The organism is Bartonella alsatica (assembly GCF_013388295.1).
Classification (GTDB): domain Bacteria; phylum Pseudomonadota; class Alphaproteobacteria; order Rhizobiales; family Rhizobiaceae; genus Bartonella; species Bartonella alsatica.
Map to the genome: position 1 here is coordinate 1,551,592 of NZ_CP058235.1, position 25,339 is coordinate 1,576,930.

The window sequence follows — 25,339 nt, forward strand, 5'->3', positions numbered from 1 at the left end:
GAGGTATTGGTATTGTCAATTTTTGTTACAAGAGGTTATATGTGGAAAATGGGATAGGTAATGTAAGCTAATCATGAATACAACATCTGTGACGAATCTCCAAGATATAGGTCAAAATACTTATAAAGATGAGTTGTATCGCTTAAGTAAAGTGTATATCTTTTTAGGTATTACAATTATTGTGCTGGCTTTATTAACAGCATCTGTTTCGTTTATTCTTCTTATTGGGTTAACTCCTGTTGTTCCCAGTAGAACTGTAACCCTTATTCTTATAGGGATTAATAGTATCTGGGTTTTAGGGCTTGTGATCATTGTTTTTTATGAGATGATCCCCATTATTCGTGCATGGCGCTCCAGGCGTGCAGGTTCCCGTCTTTATGTGCGTCTTGTTTCGTTGTTTGCACTTGTTGCCACAACGCCAGCTGTTGCTGTAGCTCTTGTATCGGGGCCTGCGCTGAATTTAGGGCTTGATCGATGGTTTGATACGACAACACGGCAAATTGTTGCTTCTTCTATCGATTTAGCGAATGCTTATGCGGATGAAATGCTACAAAATTTGAAAAATTTATCTTATGCTATGGCTTTTGCACTTGATAATAAAAAGCTTTTAGAGCGTAATCCAGCTGAGTATAGAGTGCAATTGACGCGTCATGCTATAGGACGCAATTTGCGTGGTGCATTTTTGTTAAGTTCAAGCGGAACTGTTTTTATATCAAGCAATCTTGGTGATGAGGATAAATTGCCGATTCCTCCCTCCGATCTTATTGAACGTGCAACCAGGGCGAGGCCTTTTTCTTTTCAACCGGGGATTCATGATTATTTTGGCATTATTTTAAGATTTACCAATATCCCAAACACATTTTTGTATTTGGTGCGCGACGTGGATAAAGGAGTTTTATCTGCTTTGCGTTTAACGGAAATCAATACAGATCGTTATCGTGATTTAAATGAAAATCGTCTTTTAACGCAAATAGCATTTGGTATGCTTTATCTGTGCCTTTTTTTTAGTTTATTCTTATCAGCTATTTGGGCTGGTATTGCTGTTGCTGATCGTTTAGTACGTCCTATACGTCTTCTTATTGCTGCTGCTGATGATGTAGCTTCTGGAAATATGGAAGTTTTTGTGCCAGTACGTGCGAGGGATGGGGATATTGCGCAGTTATCGAAAACTTTTAATTATATGGTCAGTGAACTGAAAAGTCGGCGCAATGAGTTGATTGCAGTTCGTGATCAAATTGATGAGAGACGACGTTTTTCTGAAGCTGTTTTGTCTGGTGTAACAGCAGGGGTGGCTGGTATTGATGATAATGGAGATATTACAATTATCAATCGATCTATGGAAACAATGTTTAATATTCATTTTGAACAAGTTATTGGGCACAGTCTTTTATCGTTAAGTGCTGAAATTTGGCAAGTTTTTCAGTTTGCGCGTTCTTTAGAACGTAAAAATCATCGTGAACAAGTAACTTTAAGTGTGGCAGGACAAGAACGCGTTTGTAATGTGCAAATTACAATGGAAGAAAATGATGGACAAGGTCAATCTTGGGTTCTAACGATTGATGATATTACAGACCTTGTTGCAGCACAACGCACATCGGCGTGGGCAGATATTGCACGCCGTATTGCACACGAAATCAAAAATCCACTTACACCCATTCAGTTATCGGCTGAACGTATTCGTAAACGTTATAACAAAGTTATTACACAGGATCGAGAAGTCTTTGAGCGATGTATTGATACAATTATCCGGCAGGTTGGAGATATTGGGCGTATGGTTGATGAGTTTTCTTCTTTTGCGCGTATGCCTAAACCGAAAATGAATGTTTTAGATATACGCGGATTACTGCGTGAAGCATGTTTCTTGATAGAGGTTACGCGACATGATATTCATTTTGAGCAAGATTTAGGAAGTACACCGCTTGTGGGAGCATTTGATAATCGCCTCATTGTGCAAGCTTTTTGCAATGTTATCAAAAACGCGAGTGAATCTATAGATTCAGTTTTACGAGAAGAGAATATCCGCGGGCACATTCTTGTTCGTTCTTACTATCAAGAAGAATGTGTGATTGTGGATGTTATTGATAACGGTAAAGGGCTTCCTAAAGAGCAAAGGCAAAAATTATTAGAGCCTTATATAACAACACGAGAAAAGGGAACAGGACTTGGATTAGCTATTGTGCGCAAAGTTATTGAAGATCATGGTGGTTCTATGGAGTTGCATGATGCTCCGAGGAACTTTTATGAAGGTCGTGGTGCAATGATCCGTTTGATATTTCCGGTGGATGGAGCTAGGCAGGTAGTATTGCACCAGCCACAAGTCGTAAGATAGGGGACTAGAATGGTATCAGATATCTTAATTGTTGATGATGAAGCGGATATTCGTGAACTTGTTGCTGGTATTTTGAATGATGAAGGCTATGAAACACGTGTTGCTTGTAACTCTGATGAAGCCTTAACTCAAATTAATGAGCGTATTCCAAAGCTCATTTTTTTAGATATTTGGTTACAAGGAAGTCGTCTTGATGGTTTGGCACTGCTTGATGAAATTAAAACGCGATATCCTGCTCTTCCCGTGGTCATGATCTCTGGTCATGGTAATATTGAGACGGCTGTTTCTGCTATAAAACGAGGGGCATATGATTTTATTGAAAAACCTTTTAAAGCTGATCGGCTTGTTTTGGTTGTGGAACGCACTCTTGAAAACTCAAGTTTAAAACGTGAGCTTTTAGAATTACGAAGGCGCTCGAATGAGACATTGGAACTTCTTGGAACATCGTCTGTTATAAAAAATTTGCGCCAAATCATAGAAAAAGTAGCACCAACAAATAGTCGCATTATGATTACGGGTCCTTCGGGAGCGGGAAAAGAGATGGTTGCACGTTCTATTCACGCACTTTCAACACGTTCGAATGGGCCATTTGTTACAATAAATGCCGCAATGATTACTCCGGAAAGAATGGAAATAGAATTGTTTGGTAGCGAAATGGAGGGAGGAGTACGCAAAATCGGTGCATTAGAAGAAGCTCATGGTGGAATATTATATCTTGATGAAATTGCTGATATGCCACGTGAGACTCAAGGTAAAATTCTTCGAGTTTTGACGGGGCAGACATTTGAGAGAGTTGGTGGTACGAAACGTGTTAAGGTGGATGTTCGCATCATTTCTTCAACGGCACAAAACCTTGAAAACCTGATTTCTGATGGGCGCTTTAGGGAGGATCTATTTCATCGTCTTTCGGTTGTTCCTGTTACTGTTCCATCATTATCAGCGCGTCGTGAAGACATTCCAGAACTTGTGCGTCATTTTGTTAAAACAATATCGCAGCAGGTTGGTATTAAGCCACGTGAGATTAGTGATGATGTGATAGCTATTTTACAAACGCATGCTTGGCCAGGTAACGTACGGCAATTACGCAATAATATTGAGCGTCTTCTTATTCTTGCGCGTGACGGTGATGGTCCAATAACAGCGGAGTTTCTTCCTAGTGAAGTGAGCGATTCTTCGCCACGCATTCAGATGGATTCAGATGAGAGTATAATGGATTTACCGTTGCGTGAAGCACGAGAATTGTTTGAAAAGAGGTATTTAGTAGCGCAGATTGGGCGTTTAGGTGGCAATATATCACGTACAGCTGAATTTATAGGTATGGAGCGTTCAGCGTTGCATCGTAAGCTTAAAGCGCTTGGAGTTTCTTAAGATTATGCGTGTTATTATTTGTGGAGCAGGACAGGTCGGTTATGGAATAGCAGAGCGTCTTGCTGCTGAAAATCACGATGTTACTGTTATTGATATTGAAACAAGATTGATTGAAAAAATTCGCGATTCATTAGATGTAAGAGGTTTTGTTGGTCACGGTTCTCGGCCTGAGGTCCTTTTGGCTGCCGATGCAGACAAAGCTGATATGTTGATTGCAGTAACTTTATTTGATGAAGTTAATATGGTAGCTTGTCAGGTGGCACACTCATTATTTAATGTTCCAACAAAAATAGCACGTATTCGCTCGCAATCTTATTTAGAACCACGCTATAAAACGCTTTTTTCTCGAGAGAATATTCCAATTGATGTAGTTATTTCGCCAGAAGTTGAAGTAGGAGAAATGGTTCTACGTCGTATTGCTTTACCTGGTGCAATAGATGTTCTTTATTTTTGTAATGATGATATTGTTGCATTAGCTTTAGAATGTATGGAAGATTGCCCAGTTATTAACACACCTTTGCGTCAATTAACGGAGCTTTTTCCCGATCTTCGCACAACAGTTACCGCTATTAAGCGTGGCTCAGAATTATTAATTGCACATTCAGAGACGCAATTACGTGTTGGCGATGTGACCTATCTTGTTGCTGCTCGTGATCAGATGCGTCGTGCAGTTGGGCTTTTTGGTCATAAAGAACAAGATGCTCACCGCATGATTATTGCAGGAGGTGGTCATATTGGTCTGTATGTTGCTCAGGCTATTGAAAAGCGCCTCCATAAATTAAGATTGAAGATTATAGAATCGCAGAGAGAGAGAGCACTCACAATTGCTGATCAGCTCAACAAAACAACTGTTTTATATGGAAACGTATTAGATCCAATGATTCTTCAGGATGCTAGAATTGATCAGGCTGATTTAATGATTACATTGACCAATCAGGATCAGGTCAATCTCTTAAGTGCTATTATCGCTAAAAGATTGGGATGCAAAGCCAATATGGTGTTAATCAATAATGTTGCTTACCAGGAGTTTAGCCGTGCAGTTGGTGTGGATGCATTCCTGAATCCACACAGTGTTACGATATCAAGAATTTTGCAACAAATGCGCCGTGGTCGTATTCGTGCTGTTCACTCAGTTTTTAATGGACAGGCAGAAATTATTGAAGCTGAAGTAATGCAAACGTCTTCATTGGTTGGTAAGTCGTTATCAGAGCTAGATTTATCAGATGGTTTAAGAATTGGTGCAATTTATCGCAACAAGACAATAATACAGCTTTCGGCAGATACGCGTATTCTATCTGGTGATCGGATAGTGATTTTTTCTCTTATCGAGTATGTTCGTGATGTTGAACAGCTATTTCGTGTAAGCTTAGAATATTTTTGATATATTGCCTATGGATATTTGCACTTTTTGGTATAGGGGAAAATTAAGATTGATTGATAGGCTTTGTTTGTCTTCAATGGTTAAAACTGGGCAACGTGTTAAGCTTTTCAGTTATGATAAAAAAATAGATAATTTACCTGCTGGTATTGAGTTGTATGAAGCCGAATCAATTCTACCGCACTCAGCAATTTACCGCCTTGACCCTAATTTTTCTGATGATAAACCAGGATGTACAATTGTTCAGTTTTCAGATTTTTTTCGTGTTATGTTGATGAAATATCAACAAGGTGTTTGGTTAGATACAGACGTTTACCTAGTTAAACAATTTCATCCAGATGAGAATAAAGTTTGGCTTGCAAGAGAAAATGCTATAAGAGTGGGCGTTTCTGCACTTTATTTTCCGTTCGATAATCCTATTATAAAAGCATTTGAAGATTATTGGGCAGGTACAGAAATGGTTCCTAATTGGCTTGGGTTTAAACGTCGTGTTTGGAAACCATTCTGGTTAAAGAGGAAAAAAAAGCCGATTTTACCAGGATATCTTGGAGTCACAATATTTGGCAATGATGGGATTTCACGATTAGCCAAACGGTATGGTTTCTTTCATGAAGCAAAGGAAAAGGAAACTTTTTATTATTGGACGGGACACAAAACTGAATACATCTTTGATCCAGTTTTTGGCGTTGAACCACTGGCAGATCCACGTTTGATAGGATTTCATATTCACAGAAAGACGAAGACCACTCAAAAACCTCAGAAAGGAAGCTTTTACCATTGGGCAGTATCTCGTATTCCTAATGCACATGATTTGTTCAGGTAGAGTTATTATTGCTATTTTAACCACTGGGATTTTAATCTTGCTTAAAGAGCATTGATTATGGCTTGTGTAAGAGGGTAATGTTAGCCTAAAGAACATTCGATGCGTAAAAAGCAATTGTTATATAAATGGAAAGTTAAAACATGAGTGATCTAATAAAAACAGCATTAAGCCTTGTGCCTATGGTTATTGAACAAACTAATCGTGGAGAGCGGGCCTATGATATTTTTTCTCGTCTTTTAAAAGAGCGGATTGTTTTTATTAATGGTCCCGTTGAAGATGGTATGGCGATGCTTGTTTGTGCACAATTGCTTTTTTTGGAAGCGGAGAATCCTAAGAAAGAAATTAGCCTTTATATTAATTCGCCTGGTGGTGTCGTAACATCTGGTATGGCAATTTATGATACTATGCAGTTTATCCGCCCCCCAGTTTCTACACTTTGTATGGGGCAAGCTGCATCTATGGGATCATTACTTTTAACAGCTGGAGCGAAAGGTCACCGTTTTACATTGCCTAATGCACGTATTATGGTACATCAACCATCTGGTGGTTTTCAAGGTCAGGCTTCAGATATTGAACGGCATGCCCAAGATATTATAAAAATGAAACGGCGTTTAAATGAAATTTATGTTCAACATACAGGTCAGGACTATGAGGTTATTGAGAAAACTCTTGATCGGGATCATTTTATGACAGCGGAGGAAGCTAAGCAATTTGGCTTGGTTGACGATATTATACAATACCGTGCAGAAACCGAAAAAGGTTAAGAGTTTTTATAGAAAAAAGAACTACTTTAATAGAAAGATTTTTGTAAAATTTAATAGAAAGATTTTTGTAAAAGTATCGCGAAAATAAGAGAAAAACATCTAAAGGTATTGTGGCACGCAGTTTTTTATATGTCTTATAGTTTTCTTTATGAAAAACTTTCTTTGAAAAGACGAAGTATTCATATATCGTGGTGAAAGGAAAGAGAAATGAGCAAAATTGGCAATAGCGGGAACGAATCAAAAAACACTCTCTATTGCTCGTTCTGCGGCAAAAGTCAACATGAAGTGCGTAAGCTCATCGCGGGGCCTACTGTATTCATTTGCGATGAATGTGTAGAGCTTTGCATGGACATTATTCGTGAAGAAAATAAATCTTCTGGGATTAAGGCACGTGATGGTGTTCCTACTCCACAGGAAATTATAACAGTTCTTGATGACTACGTTATTGGTCAGCAATATGCAAAGCGTGTTCTTTCGGTTGCTGTCCATAATCATTATAAGCGACTTGCGCATCAGTCTAAGAGCAATGATATTGAGTTAGCAAAATCGAATATTCTTCTTGTTGGTCCAACAGGGTGTGGTAAAACTTATCTAGCACAAACATTGGCGCGTATTATCGATGTGCCTTTTACTATGGCAGATGCAACTACTTTGACTGAAGCGGGATATGTAGGTGAAGATGTTGAAAATATTATTCTAAAGCTTCTTCAAGCTGCTGATTATAATGTTGAACGTGCACAGCGTGGTATTGTTTATATTGATGAAGTTGATAAGATTTCTCGGAAGGCTGACAATCCTTCTATTACAAGAGATGTTTCAGGGGAAGGTGTTCAGCAAGCATTGTTAAAAATTATGGAAGGTACGATTGCTTCTGTTCCCCCTCAGGGAGGGCGTAAGCATCCACAACAAGAGTTTCTTCAGGTTGATACTACAAATATTTTATTCATTTGTGGGGGCGCTTTTGCTGGTTTGGAACGGATTATTTCAGGGCGGGGTGAAAAAACTTCTATTGGTTTTTCTGCTACTGTTAAAGCGCCTGATGAACGTTGTGTTGGTGAGATTTTTCGTGATTTAGAACCTGAAGATCTTATCAAATTTGGTTTGATACCAGAGTTTATTGGCCGTCTTCCTATTGTAGCTACTTTAGAGGATTTAGATATTAATGCCCTTGTTCAAATTTTATCACAACCAAAAAATGCGTTGGTGAAGCAATATCAGCGTCTTTTTGAGATGGAAAATGTCGAATTAGCATTTCATGAAGATGCTTTGCGGATTATCGCTAAGAAGGCGATTGAGCGTAAAACCGGTGCGCGTGGTTTACGTTCTATTATGGAGAAAATACTTCTTGAAACGATGTTTGAACTGCCAACTCTTGAAGGTGTTCAAAAAGTGGTCATTTCGAGTGATGTAGTTGATGGAAAAGCACGTCCTCTTTATATTTACTCAGAACGTGCAGAAGATAAGGAAAATGTATCAGCTTGACGTTATGCGATATGAGAGGTGGTAATGAACACCATTTGAGGATGGATGTTTCTAGATATTATAGTCGTAATGCTTGATTTATATATACCCAGTTACCACTTCATGTATTGTGTAAAGCTAAGGTTTTCTAGGGTAGGCTTATGTAGTGGATAGATCATAGGCTCCAGAAAGGAGAATTATGCAATATATTGATGAAAAGACAGATGAAGTAAGAGAAGAGATTTACGCTGTTTTGCCTCTTCGTGATATTGTTGTCTTCCCACATATGATTGTTCCACTTTTTGTGGGCCGAGAAAAATCAATTCGTGCTCTTGAAGAAACGATGGCTGTTGATAAACAAATACTGTTGGTTACACAAAAAAATGCTTCTGATGATGATCCAAAATCAGAAGATATTTATGATATCGGTACTTTTGCTAATATTCTTCAACTTTTAAAGCTTCCTGATGGAACGGTAAAGGTTTTAGTTGAAGGCACTGCACGTGCAAAAATTAGCCGATTTGCTGCGAGTGGAGATTATCATCAGGCTCTTGCAACTGTTACAGAAGAGCCTAGAGAGAATGATGTTGAGATTGAAGCTCTTTCAAGATCAGTGATTGCTTATTTTGAAAATTACGTAAAACTGAATAAAAAGATTTCTCCTGAGGTTGTCAATGCTATTGGCCAGATTGATAATCCTTCTAAACTTGCCGATACAATTGCTTCTCATTTGATGATTAAACTTTCAGAAAAGCAGAAAATATTAGAGCTATTACCTGTACGCAATCGTCTTGAACGCGTTCTTTCTTTCATGGAAGGAGAAATTTCTGTTTTACAGGTTGAAAAGCGTATTCGTTCGCATGTTAAACGGCAAATGGAAAAAAACCAACGGGAATATTATCTCAATGAGCAAATGAAAGCTATTCAGAAAGAATTAGGTGCGGGTGATGATAGCCGCGATGAGCTCTCTGAATTAGAAGAACGTATTAATAAGACAAAACTTTCGAAGGAAGCATACGAAAAAGCTGGGGCAGAATTGAGAAAATTGCGGAATATGTCTCCTATGTCTGCGGAGGCGACAGTTGTACGTAATTATCTTGATTGGTTATTAGCAATGCCTTGGGGTAAAAAGTCGAAGATTAAAAACAATTTGGAATTTGCTGAAAAAGTTATGAATAATGAACATTTTGGTCTTGAAAAAGTCAAGGAACGAATTGTTGAATATTTAGCAGTACAAAGTCGAGCATCAAAGATAAAAGGCCCCATTATTTGTTTATTAGGTCCTCCAGGTGTAGGTAAGACATCATTAGCGCGCTCTATTGCAAAAGCAACGGGGCGTGAATATGTTCGTATTTCATTAGGAGGGGTACGAGATGAAGCAGAAATTCGTGGACATCGCCGAACATATATTGGCTCTATGCCTGGAAAAATTATTCAGTCTATGAAAAAAGCTAAAAAATCTAATCCACTTTTCTTGCTTGATGAAATTGATAAAATGGGGCAAGATTTCCGCGGAGATCCTTCATCAGCTTTATTAGAAGTACTTGATCCTGAACAAAATGGTACATTTATTGATCACTATTTAGAAGTCGAATATGATCTTTCCGACGTTATGTTTATAACAACTGCGAATACACTTAATATTCCAGGACCGTTAATGGATCGGATGGAAATTATTCGTATTGCGGGTTATACTGAATATGAAAAAATGGAGATTGTTAGGCAGCATCTTTTACCAAAAGCATTAAGAGATCACTGTTTATCTAAAAAAGAGTTCAGCGTTTCTGATGGTGCAATAAAGTCGATTATTCAATTTTATACACGTGAAGCGGGAGTACGTAACCTTGAACGTGAATTAATGAAGATAGCACGTAAATCAGTTACAAAAATTCTTAAAACGCATCAAAAATCTATAAGGATTACAGAAGATAATATTAATGATTTTCTGGGTGTTAAACGTTATCACTATAATCAAATTGAAGGAGAAAATCAGATTGGTGTTGTTACTGGGCTTGCCTGGACAGAGGTTGGAGGGGAGTTATTGACCATTGAAGGAGTTATGATGTCAGGTAAAGGAAAGATGACTGTAACTGGAAATTTGCGCGATATAATGAAAGAATCAATTTCGGCAGCAGCATCTTATGTACGTTTTCGTGCAATTGATTTTGGTATTGAACCTCCGCTTTTTGATAAACGTGATATCCATGTTCATGTTCCAGAGGGAGCTACACCAAAAGATGGTCCATCAGCTGGAATTGCAATGGTGACAGCAATTGTTTCAGTATTAACAGGGATAGCAGTGCATAAAGATATTGCAATGACTGGTGAAATTACTTTACGTGGGCGTGTTTTACCAATTGGTGGATTGAAAGAAAAATTGCTTGCAGCTCTTCGAGGGGGTATAAAAAAAGTACTTATCCCTGAAGAAAATGCAAAAGATTTAATTGATATCCCCGACGATGTGAAAAATAATATGGAGATTATACCAGTAAATCATGTAAGTGAAGTTCTTAAGCATGCCTTAGTTCGTTTCCCTGATCCTATTGAATGGACAGAGTCTCCTACAGTACCTGTACCTATTAGGACAGAAAGCGATAGCGAAGGAATACAGATTGCACACTGATTCATTAAGCTCATTTGATACGGTATTTTCAAAGCAGCAGAAGGCATTTTGGTAGCTGTTTTTCCATTTATTTTGAATAAAAAACGAAAAATTCCGTGAATAACTGTGTTTATTGATAAAAAAACGATGTTTTGGATAAAAATAAGGCTTCTGTTTGCTGTACTTTTTAATAAACTGACCGATAACACGGTTAAGTTGTGTTATCCGGTAATATAGGGAAAGGAAATATTTCATGAATAAAAGTGAATTGGTTAACTCCATTGCTGAAAAGGCTGGTGTTTCGAAAGCGCAAGCAGGTTCTGTTGTAGATGCTTTTATTGCCTCTGTAACAGAGGCTTTGGCTTCAGGAGGAGACGTTCGTCTTCCAGGTTTTGGTTCTTTTGAAGTTTCTCATCGTGCTGCCACAAAGGGGCGTAATCCTTCAACTGGCGCTGAAATTAATATTCCAGCGCGTTCTGTGCCCAAATTTTCTGCAGGGAAAAGTTTAAAAGAAGCTGTTAATAAAAAATAATTTGAACAACACTAAAAAAAACCCAGTTTTACTTATAACCGGGTTTTTTTAGAAGTATTCTCTTTTAAACTTCTCTACCTGAAGGATTACTATTATGTGTCGACTTTAAGGGCTATCGTTCTTTTAAAAGATCATTTTAGAGTTTTATAAAGCATTGGCGCGTAAAATATGTTTATTTGAATGCTTTCAATAAAATATTACAATATAGAGATTTCTGTAATTTGTAAAGATTATCTTAATCTCATTTTGGCAGCACATTACGGTGTTTTTGCAGAGTGAAAGCGATTAGAAAACTTATTATCAAGTATCTAATATAGATTCAGTTTTTCTTAGTTACTATGACAGATTTTATGTTGGTACTTTTTTATACGCAATAAATAATTAGAAGATAGCATAGTGCTTATATGGCAGAGCAGTATCATAAAAAGAATTTAAGATGGTTTTTGTACGAGAATCAGCGCGACTTATTAAGTTCTTTTGAATAAGTTTGGAAACAAATAGTATATTTTCATAAAAAAGGATTATTTTATTCTCTCTCTGCTAACCATTGAATACAATCATTTAGAGCTCTAGCCGTTATGGCTTGTTTTTTTGCTATTTTTTTTTCTTTGCTTGGCAAGTGTTTTCCTAAATACTTAATAGAATCGATAGGGGGAAAAAGTCCAAAATTGATATTCATTGGTTGAAAGGATTGTCTGTCTGTTTCTTCTATTACGATATGTCCACCTGTAATATGATTCAAGAGAGCTCCAAATGCTGTTGTTAATGGTGGTAAAGAAGGGCGATTATGGTAGTATTCAGCAGCGGCAAAACGTCCAGCGAGAAGCCCTATCGCAGATGATTCTACATATCCTTCACATCCAGTAATTTGTCCTGCAAAACGCAGCTTAGGTCTTTTTTTCAAACAAAGGGTCTGATCAAGAATGATTGGTGAGTTAAGGTAGGTATTGCGGTGAAGACCACCAAGGCGCGCAAACTCCGCTTTCTCAAGACCGGGGATCATTCTAAAAATGCGAATTTGTTCACCATATTTTAGTTTTGTTTGAAAGCCGACCATATTATAAAGGGTTCCAAGCTTATTATCTTGGCGTAATTGGACAACGGCATAGGGTTTAACTTTGGGATTATGGGCATTAGTTAATCCCATAGGTTTCATAGGACCATATCTAAGGGTTTCAAGTCCGCGCTCGGCCATAATTTCAATTGGTAAGCATCCATCAAAATAGGGAGTTTTTTCAAAGTCGCGGAATTCTGTTTTTTCCGCATTTTTTAATGCTTGAACGAATGTTTCATATTGTTCTTTATTAAGGGGACAATTCAAGTAATCCTTTCCTGTTCCCTTAGGTCCTATTTTATCATAGCGAGACTGATACCAACAAATGTCTAAATCTATACTATCAGTATAGACAATAGGTGCGATAGCATCAAAAAAAGAAAGAGCTTCTGTTCCGGTTATTGTTTGTATTGCTTGAGTGAGTGCTGGTGAGGTAAGAGGACCAGTTGCAATGATAATATGATGCCAATCCTCAGGGAATTCTTTGATTTCCTCACGTTCTATTGTTACAAGAGGATGATTTTCGAGTGCTGTCGTAATGGTTTTTGAAAATTCATCACGGTCAACAGCAAGGGCGCTTCCTGCTGGTACTTTATTGGCATCTGCAGCCTTCATAATCAGCGATTTTGCCAGCCGCATTTCAGTATGTAAAAGTCCTACAGCATTTGTTGATGAATCATCGGAGCGGAATGAATTCGAACAGACAAGCTCTGCAAGCTTATCGGTTTTATGAGCATCAGATTTTTTTTGGGGTCGCATTTCATGCAAAATAACGGGGATTCCTGATTGGGCAATTTGCCAGCTTGCTTCACTGCCTGCAAGACCACCTCCGATGATATGGATTGGAGTATTGAGTATATTTAACATAATTTGTTTTTAGCGGAAGCTGCTCTGTATGAAAAGGGTGGATTTTTTTTTGCATCATTAAGAATAACATGTATTTTGATTTTTAAATATATTTGTTTGCTTTTGTTCTTTAATTAATGGTATAGAAACGCCGCTTATATAAGGTTGCTAGTTTATAAGTTTGAGCGGATGTGGCGAAATTGGTAGACGCACCAGATTTAGGTTCTGGCGGGTGACCGTGGGGGTTCGAGTCCCTCCATCCGCACCAAAGGAGTTTCTTGAGCACTGGAGGTATCTATGTGTCTGGAATTCCGCTTCGGTGAAACACCCAAGTGCTAGAATGTGATTATTATCAGAGTGGGTTTATCCCTCTCCTCAGGAAAATAAAGGTTGTTTAATGCAGGTTACCGAGACGCTTAATGAAGGACTGAAGCGCGAAATTAAGATCGTAGTTCCGGCGAGAGATTTAGAAGAAAAATTGAATGAACGATTGGATCATACCAAAGATAAGGTCAAGCTTAATGGTTTTCGTCCTGGTAAAGTACCAGCTGGATACCTACGAAAGATATATGGTAAGTCTTTTATGGCGGAAATTCTCAATGAGATTGTTAGCGATGCATCTCGTTCTATTTTAGCTGATCGCAATGAACGTTCGGCGATGCAACCGAAAATTGATATAGATGAAGATGAACAAATTTTGGATGGAAAAGCCGATTTTGTTTTTAGTTTAAAATATGAAGTTTTACCAAAATTTGAAATTAAGGACTTTGAACATATTGAAATTATCCGTGAAATTGCAGCTATTCCTGAACAAGAGGTTGATGATCAAGTAAAGCGTGTTCTTTCTTCTACGCGTAAGTATTCACTAAAGAATGGTTCTTCTGAAGAAGGTGATCGTATTACAATAGATTATCTTGGTAAACTTGAAGGGGTTCCATTTGATGGTGGAGCAGATAGTGATGCACAATTGGTTCTAGGATCGAAGCAATTTATTCCTGGTTTTGAAGAGCAATTAGTTGGTGTAAAAGCAGGTGATAAGAAAACAATTTCTGTTAAATTCCCTGATAATTATAGTGCAGTGCATTTAGCTGGTAAAGAAGCAGAATTTGATATCACTGTTAAAGCTGTCTCTCAATCAGACGAGCTAAAAATTGATGATGAAGCAGCACAAAAAGTCGGTTTGGAATCTCTGGATCGCTTACGTGAAGTTGTTCGTGGACAGATTGAAAGCCAATACGGTTCAATGACACGTCAAAAGGTTAAGCGTCAGATTCTTGATGCTTTAGATGCTGATTACAATTTTGAGATTCCTGAAGGACTTTTAGAAATTGAATTTAACAATATATGGGCTCAGGTTAATGATGATTTAAGAAAAGCTGGACGCAGTTTCGAAGATGAAGGGGTTACAGAAGAGCAGGCCCGGGAAGAATATCGTGTGCTTGCACAACGTCGTGTTCGTCTTGGTTTGGTACTTTCTGAAATTGGAATGAATGTTGGTGTTAAAATAAGTGAAGATGAGTTAAAAGCAGCGGTGTTTGATCAGGTGCGCCAGTATCCTGGACAAGAGAAAGAAATTATGGATTTTTTCCGTAATACTCCAGAAGCAGTTGCAAATCTACGTGCTCCAATTTTTGAAGAAAAAGTCATTGATTATTTGCTGGAACGAATAAAGGTTATAGATAAAGAAGTGACAGTTGAAGAGTTAATGAGGGAATATGGTGAAACAGATTCAACGATAAAAAAGCCGGCAAAGAAAAAATCTGAGGTAAAAGAAAAAGCCGCAAAGAAAGTTCCAGTTAAGAAAAAGGTATCTAAAGAAAGTTAATGTTTATCCAAATAAAAAAGCCCGATGAAATCGGGCTTTTTTATGAGTTTGTATTCTAAACTTGCACATAGAGTGGTTTTAGATTAGCCGTCAAGTATATTTAAAATGTTGATAGTGGATTGATAATGGGCATCATTGATACGCGCACTCCTGATTCTAAACGTTTCATTTCTGGAGTTACAGGTGATTGGGAAGTCATCATTGGCATGGAGGTTCATGCACAAATCATATCAAATTCAAAACTTTTTTCAGGTGCATCAACCAAGTTTGGTGCTGAGCCGAACAATCATGTATCGCTTATTGATGCAGCTATGCCTGGTATGTTGCCTGTTCTTAATCAGGAATGTGTTCGTCAAGCAGTCCGAACTGGTTTGGGATTAAAGGCACGTATTAATTTGAAATCTGTTTTTGATCGTAAGAATTACTTTTATCCAGATTTACCGCAGGGATATCAAATTTCTCAATTTCATTATCCAATTGTAGGAGAAGGAAAGATTATTATATCAGTTGGTCCGGATTCGAATGGTCAGTTTGAGGACATTGAAATTGGGATTGAGCGGCTGCATCTTGAACAAGATGCAGGAAAATCAATGCATGATCAGCATCCATCAATGTCTTTTGTGGATCTCAACCGTTCTGGTGTCGCTCTTATGGAAATTGTTTCTAAACCAGATATGCGCTCATCAGATGAAGCCAAAGCTTATATGACAAAATTGCGTACAATTGTTCGTTATTTGGGGACGTGTGATGGTAATATGGATGAAGGTTCTATGCGTGCGGATGTTAATGTATCAGTTCGTCGTCCTGGTGAAAGTTTTGGAACACGCTGTGAGATCAAAAACATAAATTCTATTCGCTTTATTGGTCAGGCGATTGAGTATGAAGCACGTCGTCAAATTGCGATTTTGGAAGATGGTGGTATCATAAATCAAGAAACTCGGCTTTTTGATGCTGCGAAAGGCGAAACCCGGTCTATGCGTTCAAAGGAAGAAGCGCATGACTATCGTTATTTTCCTGATCCTGATCTTTTACCATTGGAATTTGATCAAGCCTTTGTTGATTCTTTAGCGGCTAAATTGCCCGAATTGCCTGATGATATAAAAACACGTTTTGTTGAAGAGATGGGATTGACAGCCTATGATGCTTCTATTCTTATCACGGAAAAAGCCATTGCTGATTATTTTGAAAAAGTAGCACATGGGCGTGATGGGAAAACAGTTGCCAATTGGGTGATTAATGATCTTTTGGGTGCTTTAAATAAAGTTAATCGTGAGATTGAAGAGACACCGGTATCACCAGATCAATTGGGAGGCATTATTGATCTTATTAAAGAAGGAACTATTTCTGGAAAAATTGCTAAAGATCTCTTTGAAATTATTTGGCATGAAGGTGGAGATCCACGTCAGATTGTAGAAGAACGCAATATGAAGCAGGTAACAGATATAAAGGCTATAGAGAAAGCTGTAGATGAAATTATTGCCAATAATTCTGATAAAGCTGCACTAGCAAAGCAAAAACCTGCTTTAGCTGGTTGGTTTGTGGGACAGGTTATGAAAACAACAGATGGTAAGGCAAATCCTCAAACTGTTAATGAATTGGTTAAAACGAAGCTTGGCATAGATTAAGTTTTAAAGGAGGTAGAAGTAAGTTCATAAATATGATACTTTTATAGTTAAGAAATAATGAACTCATCTACGAAATGAAATTGCCAGTATCGTTACCAGTAAAATTTTTTCCCAGTAATTTCGAATATCATGGCAAGTTTATTCTAGCGATTAATCTCGTAATCATACTAAAGAAATGGACTAAGAGATGGCTATTTTTTTGAAGCAAATTTTTACATGGTGGAATGGTAATACCATAAATACACGTTTCTTCACATGGTGTAAAGGAAAACGGATAGGGGAAGATCAGTTTGGGAATGTTTATTATGAGGGAGGCACTCATAAGGATGGTTATCCGCACCGTTGGGTCATTTATAAAGATTATTCTGAAGCGTCTACTATTCCACCAGGTTGGCACGGCTGGATCCATCATCGCTATGATATTCCACCAACACAGGAGAATTATAGCCCATATAAATGGGAAAAGCCACATGTTGCTAATATGACAGGGACAACGGAAGCTTATCGTCCAAAAGGGGCAATTCCTTATAGCGGTGAGTGTTTTTGTGTGCATGAAGATTATGATGCATGGACGCCTAAAAAATAAAATATTTTGATGTATGTGCATTTTTTCTTATTTCGCTATATTTTATACATAAATTTTTTAGATTTGATTGATTTGATGTGATGAGAGTTTTTTTACTGTTAGGATTAGGGCGTTTTTTTTGTGCTTTTTTCATGGGAGTTGTAATAGTCTTTTCCAAAGTTTGTGAAGTGCAGGCGGAACGTATTAGCAATAGAATTGCTGTTTTTTCTGGACTTGATAAAATTACTGGTCGGACTACTCGTTTTGAGGTTTCTCTTGGAGAAGTTTATCAATATGGTGCTTTACAGGTAACTCCTCGGGTGTGTTATACGAGCTCCAAGGATGAACCAACCCGTACAACTGGTTTTATTGAAGTTAATGAGATTACATTAGATAAAAAGGTACGCCGTATTTTTACAGGATGGATGTTTGCAGATAGTCCTGGTTTAAATGCTATCGAACATCCTATCTATGACGTGTGGTTAAAAGATTGCAAACAGGGTTCTCAGAATCTGTCCATTCAATGATCTTTTGTATAAGAAGACAAATTATTGTTTTTTATTTTATAATATTCTTAGGCAGCTAAATATCGTTCTTAGAATGAGAATGGTTAGATGCCGAAAGTGGGGTTTGTTGGTGTTTTTACTTTTACATTTAAGAAGTAAATCATCTATTTTGCGTTTATAATATTTTTGTAAAAATGTTGACTATCAAATTGCTAAACTACAAGGCATCATTATACTACAGAGAGAGTATACGTAAATTTATGGGATTTTTCTCCCATGATGATAGAGCCTTTTCTTTTTGATTAAGCAACATATTAGATAAATGAATAATCAAAATTATGTTATCACCATAATAGAGATTTCTGTTGATTTAATGATTTCAATTTAGGTTTAGTATAGTGCAGTGATTTTATGAATGATGTTCTTAATATTCATTTTTAAAAATATTTTGTACAAGATACAAGCATTTTCAGAGATATTTGGAGTTTAGGAATGGGAACAGAAAAGGGTTGAGTTTAAAGCTTCTTCATTATCTAAATTGATATATCTATTTTGTGCAAAGAGCTATCAATTCTGTAGATTTATAGAGAGTATGAGATTTTATACAATGAAAGATGCCGGTCACCGATATAATAATGTATTATTTTCTCCAAAACAATTTAAAGAACCATTAGTGAATGTCCCATTTATTATAGTTATTTTTATCACACTTTGTGTTTGTATTTATGTTGTTCCTCAATATTTTTTTTCTCGTCAACTCTATATTAAAAGCTTTGGTTTTTTTTCATTTACACCAGTATTATTTAAGGCTGAACCGTTAACATTTTGCTATACCATTATTAGTTATTCGTTCATGCATAGTAGTTTTCAACATGTTGCTGTTAATATGGCTTGGCTTTTGGTTTTTGGGTCTCCTTTAATAAGGCATTTTGGTGGATTACGTTTTTTATTTTTTTGGATATTAACAGCCATTCTAGCTGTCTTGACTTATTTTGCATTTCACCAAGATAGTGCGTTATCACTTGTTGGTGCATCGGGTGTAGTGTATGGAATGGTGGGTGCTATTGCACGTTACGGTTTTCCTTTGAGCTATTTGGGGAGCAGTCCACAGAATGAAAGATTTTTAGGTCCTTTATTGTCTATCAAAAAAGCACTACGTTCAAGGAGTCTTGTTTTTGTAAGCGTATGGCTGGGTATTGATTTTATCATAGGCATTTCCTCTTTTTTATTTGAAGGCGATAGTGTTTCAATTGCGTGGGAGGCTCATATTGGTGGTTTTCTTTCAGGCTTTTTGTTGATTGGTTTTTTTGATATTTCACGGAAAAATTAAAAACTACGATCTAAGATATTTATGAGCTGCATAAAGCGCTATCGTTGCTGCGTTTGAAACATTTAATGATTTAATATTTCCAGGCATATCAAGGCGTGTTAATGCACAGACGGTTTCACGTGTTTTTTTACGTAAACCTTTTCCTTCTGCGCCTAAAACAAGAGCAATTTTTTCGCCTGTTAATACAGTTTCTAGAGGAGATTCGCCTTCGGAATCGAGTCCAAAGCTGATAAAACCTGCTATATGAAGTTCTCGAAGTGTTTCGGCGAGGTTTTGTACGGTGATGTAATTAATCAATTCCAAAGCTCCAGATGCGGCTTTAGCAAGAACTCCACTTTCTTTGGGTGAGTGACGACAAGTAGTGATAAGAGCTTCAGCTTTAAATGCAACGGCAGAGCGCATAATCGCACCGACATTATGTGGATCGGTAATTTGATCCATTACGATGATAAGATCGGTATTTATTAGTTCAGACAGTTGGCATGGTTTGAGGGGTTCGGTTTCCACAACAATTCCTTGATGAACTGCATCATTTCCAACAAGCGCATCAAGTTGTTTGGGTAAGCATAATGTAACAGGGCAAGGTAATTCTGATTCGGGTATATTTAATCGTTTTAAGGCATTGGGTGTAACATAGAGAGATCCAAAAATTCTTTTTGGGTTTTTTAAAGCGGACTGAACTGCATGAATACCATAAAGATAGATTTTTCCTTGTTGCAAGGGAGCAGCTTCCTTTTTCAGGCGCGTGGTAGGTCGAGAAGAGAAGCATTTAGTGTCGCGATATCGGCGACGTAAATGAGCATAATAAGAATTTTTCGATATTTTGTCTTTCATAGCTTCTTTATAGCGTTTTAGTTGCAGAAATAGATAAAAAAAAACTGTGATTTAAAAATTATTAGCAGGAAATTTGTACAGAATTGTATTTATTCTGTTGACAGATACGATAGTAATCGTCATAACCGCCCCGCAGCCCATTAAATTGAATGGGTGATGAGAGTTGGTTGTCATGATGCCTCGTCGCGCAACTTTGCCGATGTAATGGAGGGGTGCCCGAGTGGTTAAAGGGGGCGGACTGTAAATCCGTTGCGTATGCTACGTTGGTTCGAATCCAACCCCCTCCACCATTTATCGTAAGGAGAGTTAATACGTATGCGGGTATAGCTCAATGGTAGAGCAGCAGCCTTCCAAGCTGAATATGCGGGTTCGATTCCCGCTACCCGCTCCAAATAGTTGCTGTTGATTAGGCGAGTGAGTATGATGGAAGGATATGTTCATCACAATGGGGCGGGGTTTCCCGTCTTAAGAGTTGTGATGGTTGGGCTGATATAGCAGGTCGGTTTTAATTCAGTTCTACAGGCCTGCTCTTAGTATAACAAAACAAAAGAACAAAAGTAAGAGATTAATAGAGATGGCAAAGAGCAAATTTGAACGTACGAAGCCGCATGTTAATATAGGAACGATAGGTCACGTTGATCATGGGAAGACCTCGTTGACAGCAGCGATTACGAAATATTTTGGTGAATTTAAAGCGTATGACCAAATTGATGCTGCACCAGAGGAACGTGCACGCGGAATTACCATTTCTACAGCGCATGTTGAGTATGAAACAGAGAAACGGCACTATGCACATGTTGATTGCCCTGGGCACGCGGATTATGTAAAAAACATGATCACAGGAGCAGCGCAGATGGATGGAGCGATTTTGGTTGTTTCTGCTGCTGATGGTCCGATGCCTCAGACACGTGAACATATTTTGCTAGCACGTCAGGTAGGTGTTCCGGCGATTGTTGTTTTTCTTAATAAGGTTGATCAAGTTGATGATGCTGAGCTTTTGGAGCTTGTTGAGCTTGAAGTGCGTGAGCTATTGTCAAAATATGACTTTCCCGGAGACGATATACCGATAGTAAAAGGTTCTGCGTTAGCAGCTCTTGAAGATAAAGATAAAAGCATTGGGGAAGATGCAGTTCGTCTTTTGATGAGTGAAGTTGATAATTATATACCGACACCTGAGCGACCAGTTGATCAGCCATTTTTAATGCCGATAGAAGATGTTTTTTCAATTTCAGGCCGTGGGACGGTTGTAACAGGTCGTGTTGAGCGTGGTGTTATTAAGGTTGGTGAGGAAATCGAGATTATTGGCATACGTCCGACTTCTAAGACGACGGTTACAGGTGTTGAAATGTTCCGCAAGCTTTTAGATCAAGGTCAAGCAGGAGATAATATTGGAGCACTGCTTCGTGGGGTTGATCGTGAAGGGGTTGAGCGTGGACAGGTTTTGGCAAAGCCTGGTTCGGTTACTCCTCATACAAGATTTAAAGCAGAGGCCTACATTTTAACAAAAGATGAAGGAGGGCGTCATACTCCATTTTTCACGAATTATCGACCTCAGTTTTATTTCCGTACTACGGATGTGACGGGAATTGTTACACTTCCAGAAGGAACGGAGATGGTTATGCCTGGTGATAATGTTGCGATGGATGTCTCTTTGATTGTTCCGATTGCAATGGAAGAGAAGCTTCGCTTCGCTATTCGTGAAGGTGGTCGTACTGTTGGTGCAGGTATCGTTTCTAAGATCATTGAGTAAATAAAGGTTAGTGAAAAGTGCCTTTGCTGTTAAAGGTGTAGAGTTAGGGGTATAGCTCAGTTGGTAGAGCGGCGGTCTCCAAAACCGCAGGTCGCGGGTTCAAGTCCTGCTGCCCCTGCCAGAGAGGGGTAAGATCTTAGCTGTGAGGGAGTAGGTTTTTAACTACTTTTTCGCTTTTTTTGGTCTGGGGCTTGTTTTTTTGTGCGTGAATCGGTATTGAGTAGAAGATGAAGAAGTTGCATAAGGCTGAAGATTGGCTTTTCGCGTTTTTATCCTATTTATTTTTTGTAGATTACAATAAGGTTAGAAAGAGTGTAGAGTAACTGATGGCATCCAAAACCAATCCAATTACATTTTTAAAGCAGGTTTATGCAGAAACAGTTAAAGTGAAGTGGCCTACACGACGTGAGACAGTAATCTCGACTGTGATGGTGCTATTGGTGACTACATTAGCTTCAGCTTTTTTTTTCATTGTGGATCAGGTTATGCATTTTGGTGTTTGGCGGGGTATTGATCTTCTAAAATATCTTTTTAGTTGATAGTGCAAGGAAGTGTGACTGTGGCTGCTCGTTGGTATATTGTTCAAGCATATTCAAATTTTGAAAAGAAGGTAGCGGAAGCTATTGATAAGGAAGCAAAGCAGAAGAAGCTTGATCATTTGTTTGAAAAGATTTTTGTTCCCACAGAACGTGTTGTAGAAGTTCGTCGTGGGCGTAAAGTTGATACTGAGCGGAAATTTTTTCCTGGTTATGTTCTTGTTTGTGCTGAGTTGACAGATGAGGTTTATCATCTCATTAAGAATACTCCTAAAGTGACAGGTTTTTTGGGAGCAGAAGCGCGTCCTGTTCCTATTTCTGATCGAGAGGTTGAACAAATTCTTAAACAAGTCCAAGAAGGGGTTGAATCTCCAAAGTCTTCTGTGTTGTTTGAGGTAGGAGAGCAAGTTCGCGTCGCTGACGGTCCTTTTATTTCGTTTAATGGAGTTGTGCAAGAGGTTGAAGAAGAGCGCTCTCGTCTTAAGGTAGAGGTGTTAATTTTTGGGCGTCCTACGCCTGTTGATTTAGAGTTTAATCAAGTTGAAAAACTCTGATTAAACTTAAATTAAGTAGTGGGAGGTGATTTATGGCTTTTGTCGTCTTAAAGATCCGAACCACTTCACTGCAGCGGGTAGCGGGCAAGATGAATTGTCAGCATACCAGTAAAATTAAAGGCAGATTGTTATGGCAAAGAAAAGTATAGGTCAGCTCAAGTTACAGGTTCCTGCAGGGGCTGCTACTCCATCTCCACCGATTGGTCCAGCTCTTGGTCAACGGGGTATTAATATCATGGAATTCTGTAAGGCGTTTAATGCGGCTACACAGGAAATGGAGAAGGGAGCACCGATCCCAGTAGTTATCACCTATTATCAAGATAAGTCTTTTACCTTTTCTTTAAAGACGCCTCCTGTATCGTTTTTTTTGAAAAAGGAAGCAAATTTGAAATCTGGCTCAAAAGAGCCTGGTAAAGTATCTATAGGAAGCATTTCTCGTGATAAAATTCATTCAATTGCACAAGCAAAGATGAAGGACCTTAATGCAAATGACATTGAATCAGCAATGCGCATGATTGAAGGTTCTGCTCGCTCTATGGGCTTGGAAGTGGTGGGCTAATATTATGGCAAAAATAGCAAAGAGAATAAAAAATATCCGAAAAGATATTGATTTTGATAAACTTTACGCTTTAAAAGATGCAGTTTCGATGGTTAAAGAGCGTGCAGTTGCTAAATTTGATGAAACAATTGAAATTTCAATGAACTTAGGTGTTGATCCTCGTCATGCAGATCAAATGGTTCGGGGTGTTGCTCATTTGCCTAATGGAACAGGGCGGAATATTCGTGTTGCCGTTTTTGCACGTGGGGATAAGGTTCTTGAAGCTAAAGCTGCTGGTGCTGACATTGTGGGAGCTGAAGATTTGTTTGAAAGCATTAATGGAGGGACGATAGATTTTGATCGTTGTATTGCAACACCGGATATGATGCCTCTTGTCGGTCGTCTTGGTAAAATTTTGGGGCCGCGGAGTTTGATGCCGAATCCGAAAGTCGGTACAGTGACACTCGATGTTGCTGGTGCTGTTAAGGCTTCTAAAGGTGGTGCTGTTGAATTTCGTGTTGAAAAAGCTGGTATTGTACATGCTGGTATCGGTAAGGCTTCTTTTGGGGTTGAGAAAATAGTAGAAAATATTAAAGCTTTTGCGAGTGCTGTTGTTAAAGCTAAACCGCAAGGTGCAAAGGGTGAGTATATTAAGCGTATTGCAGTTTCTTCGACCATGGGGATTGGAATTAAAGTCGAACCTTCAACTGTTCGTTCAGAATAGGTTTTGACAGATTTATGATTTTATTTTGGGGTATGTAAATATCGAACTTGTATTTTAAGGTATCGATTTTTTATTGGCAGTGAGTTATCTAGGCTTTATCAAGCTTAAGTTATACCGGAAGAAATTCCGGAATATCCTGTCCGAGATTGTGGGTGATACTATTTGAAGTATCTTAATCGAAAAAAACCCGCATGAGACTGGGGTAAAAACTGAGAGTTAAAAGACTTAAAGGGTTTGAGCCAGGGTTGCCTTTGATCGCTGTGCGTGAAAAAGGGGACAGGAACCTCATCGATAGCATAAGGTATTTTATGTTATCAAAGGTAACCAACAGGTTTGTTAAAAGCAAATCTGTTAAATGGAGAGAGACAGTGAATAGAGCGGAAAAACGCGAATTTGTTACATGGCTTAACGAGGCTTTTCAAAAGTCTGGTTCTGTTGTTGTTGCACATTATTCCGGTCTGACAGTTTCACAGATGAACGATCTTCGTTCGAAAATGAGTGAAGCTGGCGGGGCCGTTAAAGTCGCCAAAAACCGTCTTGCTAAAATCGCTCTTCAGGGCACGGAATCTGAATCTATAGCGAGTCTATTTACTGGACAGACGCTTATCGCTTATTCAGAAGATCCAATTACAGCACCGAAAGTTGCTGTTGATTTTGCGAAAAGCAATGACAAATTTGTCATCCTAGGCGGTTCAATGGGTGCAACAAGTTTAAGTGTAAATGCTGTGAAGTCATTGGCTTCATTACCTTCACTAAACGAATTGCGAGCAAAACTTTTAGGTGTAATTTCTACTCCTGCAACCCATATCGCACAGGTTGTTAATGCACCTGGTGGTCAGGTTGCACGTGTCATTGGGGCATATGCTCAGAAGAATAAGGCGGCTTAAGGCTGTTTTGTACTCATGTATGGAAGAGCTTTGGTGCTTTTCTATTTTTTGAATAAGTTTAAAACAATGGTTCAAATCTTTTAATTGAAGGAATTTTAAAATGGCTGATCTAACGAAGATCGTTGAAGACCTTTCTAATTTGACTCTCTTGGAAGCTGCAGAGCTTTCTAAGTTGCTTGAAGAAAAATGGGGAGTTTCAGCTGCTGCTCCTGTAGCTGTTGCACCTGTTGCTGGTGCTGCTGCTCCAGTTGCTGAAGAAAAAACAGAATTTGATGTTATTCTTGTTGAAGGTGGTGCACAAAAGATTAATGTTATTAAGGAAGTTCGCGCCCTTACTGGACTTGGACTTAAAGAAGCTAAAGATTTAGTTGAAGGAGCACCTAAACCTATTAAAGAAGGGGCTTCTAAAGAAGAAGCAGAAAAGATTAAATCTCAGCTTGAAGCTGCTGGTGCTAAAGTTGAACTTAAGTAAATTTTATTCTATCGGCGGGCATTTATGTTCGCCGAT

Annotated in this window: 22 protein-coding genes and 4 tRNA genes; 24 read left to right on the top strand and 2 right to left on the bottom strand. The window is 38.3% G+C overall.

Translation table 11 applies throughout. The features are described 5' to 3' along the window. Positions 1-73: 73 nt before the first annotated feature. The 8 genes from HWV54_RS06360 (at position 74) to HWV54_RS06395 (ending at position 11,257) form a co-directional block, all read left to right on the top strand. Positions 74-2,329: a sensor histidine kinase NtrY-like gene (locus HWV54_RS06360; protein WP_005865568.1), complete on the top strand. Its 2,256-nt coding sequence runs from the start codon at positions 74-76 to the stop codon at positions 2,327-2,329. A gap of 9 nt (positions 2,330-2,338) precedes the next feature. After that, positions 2,339-3,697: a nitrogen assimilation response regulator NtrX gene (gene ntrX / locus HWV54_RS06365; protein WP_005865566.1), complete on the top strand. Its 1,359-nt coding sequence runs from the start codon at positions 2,339-2,341 to the stop codon at positions 3,695-3,697. A gap of 4 nt (positions 3,698-3,701) precedes the next feature. Further along, entirely contained in the window at positions 3,702-5,078 is a 1,377-nt protein-coding gene (gene trkA / locus HWV54_RS06370) for a Trk system potassium transporter TrkA (RefSeq protein ID WP_005865564.1), read from the top strand. Between the two features lie 10 nt (positions 5,079-5,088). Further along, positions 5,089-5,898, top strand: a complete 810-nt coding sequence (locus HWV54_RS06375; protein ID WP_040296387.1) for a glycosyltransferase family 32 protein — start codon at positions 5,089-5,091, stop codon at positions 5,896-5,898. Positions 5,899-6,038: 140 nt separating this feature from the next. Next, entirely contained in the window at positions 6,039-6,662 is a 624-nt protein-coding gene (gene clpP / locus HWV54_RS06380) for an ATP-dependent Clp endopeptidase proteolytic subunit ClpP (protein WP_005865559.1), read from the top strand. A gap of 207 nt (positions 6,663-6,869) precedes the next feature. After that, positions 6,870-8,144, top strand: a complete 1,275-nt coding sequence (gene clpX, locus HWV54_RS06385) for an ATP-dependent Clp protease ATP-binding subunit ClpX (protein WP_005865558.1) — start codon at positions 6,870-6,872, stop codon at positions 8,142-8,144. A gap of 178 nt (positions 8,145-8,322) precedes the next feature. Further along, a complete protein-coding gene (gene lon, locus HWV54_RS06390; RefSeq protein WP_005865556.1) occupies positions 8,323-10,746 on the top strand; it encodes an endopeptidase La in 2,424 nt (807 codons plus the stop codon). A gap of 232 nt (positions 10,747-10,978) precedes the next feature. Beyond that, positions 10,979-11,257 (top strand): HU family DNA-binding protein, encoded by a 279-nt coding sequence (locus HWV54_RS06395; RefSeq protein ID WP_005865554.1) that lies wholly within the window; start codon positions 10,979-10,981, stop codon positions 11,255-11,257. Between the two features lie 526 nt (positions 11,258-11,783). On the opposite strand, the gene trmFO is transcribed toward HWV54_RS06395, so the two are convergent. Beyond that, entirely contained in the window at positions 11,784-13,178 is a 1,395-nt protein-coding gene (gene trmFO, locus HWV54_RS06400; RefSeq protein WP_005865552.1) for a methylenetetrahydrofolate--tRNA-(uracil(54)-C(5))-methyltransferase (FADH(2)-oxidizing) TrmFO, read from the bottom strand. A 164-nt stretch (positions 13,179-13,342) separates the two neighbouring features. Between trmFO and HWV54_RS06405 the strand changes: the two genes are divergently transcribed. From HWV54_RS06405 to HWV54_RS06430, 6 genes are all read left to right on the top strand, one after another. Further along, positions 13,343-13,425 (top strand) — tRNA-Leu (locus HWV54_RS06405). Between the two features lie 129 nt (positions 13,426-13,554). After that, the gene (tig, locus tag HWV54_RS06410; protein WP_005865550.1) at positions 13,555-14,982 is read left to right on the top strand and encodes a trigger factor; all 1,428 of its coding nucleotides are present in this window, start codon (positions 13,555-13,557) and stop codon (positions 14,980-14,982) included. Positions 14,983-15,107: 125 nt separating this feature from the next. Beyond that, positions 15,108-16,607 (top strand): Asp-tRNA(Asn)/Glu-tRNA(Gln) amidotransferase subunit GatB, encoded by a 1,500-nt coding sequence (gatB, locus tag HWV54_RS06415; protein WP_005865549.1) that lies wholly within the window; start codon positions 15,108-15,110, stop codon positions 16,605-16,607. A 187-nt stretch (positions 16,608-16,794) separates the two neighbouring features. Further along, positions 16,795-17,193: an NADH:ubiquinone oxidoreductase subunit NDUFA12 gene (locus tag HWV54_RS06420; RefSeq protein WP_005865547.1), complete on the top strand. Its 399-nt coding sequence runs from the start codon at positions 16,795-16,797 to the stop codon at positions 17,191-17,193. Positions 17,194-17,273: 80 nt separating this feature from the next. After that, the gene (locus tag HWV54_RS06425) at positions 17,274-17,699 is read left to right on the top strand and encodes a DUF2155 domain-containing protein (RefSeq protein WP_005865545.1); all 426 of its coding nucleotides are present in this window, start codon (positions 17,274-17,276) and stop codon (positions 17,697-17,699) included. Positions 17,700-18,285: 586 nt separating this feature from the next. After that, complete coding sequence (locus HWV54_RS06430) at positions 18,286-19,008, top strand: rhomboid family intramembrane serine protease (RefSeq protein WP_005865543.1); 723 nt, start codon at positions 18,286-18,288, stop codon at positions 19,006-19,008. A 3-nt stretch (positions 19,009-19,011) separates the two neighbouring features. Here the strand turns inward: HWV54_RS06430 and HWV54_RS06435 are convergent, their stop codons facing one another. After that, positions 19,012-19,842 (bottom strand): TrmH family RNA methyltransferase, encoded by an 831-nt coding sequence (locus HWV54_RS06435; protein ID WP_005865541.1) that lies wholly within the window; start codon positions 19,840-19,842, stop codon positions 19,012-19,014. 206 nt (positions 19,843-20,048) lie between these two features. Here HWV54_RS06435 and HWV54_RS06440 point away from each other — a divergent pair. From HWV54_RS06440 to rplL, 10 genes are all read left to right on the top strand, one after another. After that, a tRNA-Tyr gene (locus HWV54_RS06440) sits at positions 20,049-20,132 on the top strand. Positions 20,133-20,159: 27 nt separating this feature from the next. After that, positions 20,160-20,233, top strand: a tRNA-Gly gene (locus tag HWV54_RS06445). 183 nt (positions 20,234-20,416) lie between these two features. Further along, entirely contained in the window at positions 20,417-21,592 is a 1,176-nt protein-coding gene (tuf, locus tag HWV54_RS06450) for an elongation factor Tu (protein WP_005865050.1), read from the top strand. A 45-nt stretch (positions 21,593-21,637) separates the two neighbouring features. After that, positions 21,638-21,713 (top strand) — tRNA-Trp (locus tag HWV54_RS06455). A gap of 205 nt (positions 21,714-21,918) precedes the next feature. Further along, a complete protein-coding gene (gene secE / locus HWV54_RS06460; RefSeq protein ID WP_005865539.1) occupies positions 21,919-22,131 on the top strand; it encodes a preprotein translocase subunit SecE in 213 nt (70 codons plus the stop codon). 20 nt (positions 22,132-22,151) lie between these two features. After that, positions 22,152-22,682 (top strand): transcription termination/antitermination protein NusG, encoded by a 531-nt coding sequence (nusG, locus tag HWV54_RS06465; RefSeq protein ID WP_005865537.1) that lies wholly within the window; start codon positions 22,152-22,154, stop codon positions 22,680-22,682. Positions 22,683-22,812: 130 nt separating this feature from the next. Further along, complete coding sequence (gene rplK / locus HWV54_RS06470) at positions 22,813-23,241, top strand: 50S ribosomal protein L11 (RefSeq protein ID WP_005865535.1); 429 nt, start codon at positions 22,813-22,815, stop codon at positions 23,239-23,241. A gap of 4 nt (positions 23,242-23,245) precedes the next feature. Continuing rightward, a complete protein-coding gene (rplA, locus tag HWV54_RS06475; protein ID WP_005865533.1) occupies positions 23,246-23,944 on the top strand; it encodes a 50S ribosomal protein L1 in 699 nt (232 codons plus the stop codon). Positions 23,945-24,312: 368 nt separating this feature from the next. Continuing rightward, on the top strand, positions 24,313-24,831 hold the full coding sequence (rplJ, locus tag HWV54_RS06480) for a 50S ribosomal protein L10 (protein ID WP_005865531.1): 519 nt from the start codon (positions 24,313-24,315) through the stop codon (positions 24,829-24,831). Positions 24,832-24,931: 100 nt separating this feature from the next. After that, complete coding sequence (gene rplL / locus HWV54_RS06485) at positions 24,932-25,303, top strand: 50S ribosomal protein L7/L12 (protein WP_005865529.1); 372 nt, start codon at positions 24,932-24,934, stop codon at positions 25,301-25,303. Positions 25,304-25,339: the final 36 nt, after the last annotated feature.

Coding starts and splice junctions, on each gene's coding strand:
- HWV54_RS06420 (WP_005865547.1), top strand. CDS start 16,795: ATGGCTATTTTTTTGAAGCAAATTTTTACATGGTGGAATGGTAATACC.
- tig (WP_005865550.1), top strand. CDS start 13,555: ATGCAGGTTACCGAGACGCTTAATGAAGGACTGAAGCGCGAAATTAAG.
- HWV54_RS06395 (WP_005865554.1), top strand. CDS start 10,979: ATGAATAAAAGTGAATTGGTTAACTCCATTGCTGAAAAGGCTGGTGTT.
- clpP (WP_005865559.1), top strand. CDS start 6,039: ATGAGTGATCTAATAAAAACAGCATTAAGCCTTGTGCCTATGGTTATT.
- tuf (WP_005865050.1), top strand. CDS start 20,417: ATGGCAAAGAGCAAATTTGAACGTACGAAGCCGCATGTTAATATAGGA.
- HWV54_RS06425 (WP_005865545.1), top strand. CDS start 17,274: ATGAGAGTTTTTTTACTGTTAGGATTAGGGCGTTTTTTTTGTGCTTTT.
- ntrX (WP_005865566.1), top strand. CDS start 2,339: ATGGTATCAGATATCTTAATTGTTGATGATGAAGCGGATATTCGTGAA.
- clpX (WP_005865558.1), top strand. CDS start 6,870: ATGAGCAAAATTGGCAATAGCGGGAACGAATCAAAAAACACTCTCTAT.
- lon (WP_005865556.1), top strand. CDS start 8,323: ATGCAATATATTGATGAAAAGACAGATGAAGTAAGAGAAGAGATTTAC.
- trmFO (WP_005865552.1), bottom strand. CDS start 13,178: ATGTTAAATATACTCAATACTCCAATCCATATCATCGGAGGTGGTCTT.
- secE (WP_005865539.1), top strand. CDS start 21,919: ATGGCATCCAAAACCAATCCAATTACATTTTTAAAGCAGGTTTATGCA.
- HWV54_RS06435 (WP_005865541.1), bottom strand. CDS start 19,842: ATGAAAGACAAAATATCGAAAAATTCTTATTATGCTCATTTACGTCGC.
- gatB (WP_005865549.1), top strand. CDS start 15,108: ATGGGCATCATTGATACGCGCACTCCTGATTCTAAACGTTTCATTTCT.
- rplA (WP_005865533.1), top strand. CDS start 23,246: ATGGCAAAAATAGCAAAGAGAATAAAAAATATCCGAAAAGATATTGAT.
- HWV54_RS06430 (WP_005865543.1), top strand. CDS start 18,286: ATGAAAGATGCCGGTCACCGATATAATAATGTATTATTTTCTCCAAAA.
- trkA (WP_005865564.1), top strand. CDS start 3,702: ATGCGTGTTATTATTTGTGGAGCAGGACAGGTCGGTTATGGAATAGCA.
- HWV54_RS06375 (WP_040296387.1), top strand. CDS start 5,089: ATGGATATTTGCACTTTTTGGTATAGGGGAAAATTAAGATTGATTGAT.
- rplL (WP_005865529.1), top strand. CDS start 24,932: ATGGCTGATCTAACGAAGATCGTTGAAGACCTTTCTAATTTGACTCTC.
- rplK (WP_005865535.1), top strand. CDS start 22,813: ATGGCAAAGAAAAGTATAGGTCAGCTCAAGTTACAGGTTCCTGCAGGG.
- HWV54_RS06360 (WP_005865568.1), top strand. CDS start 74: ATGAATACAACATCTGTGACGAATCTCCAAGATATAGGTCAAAATACT.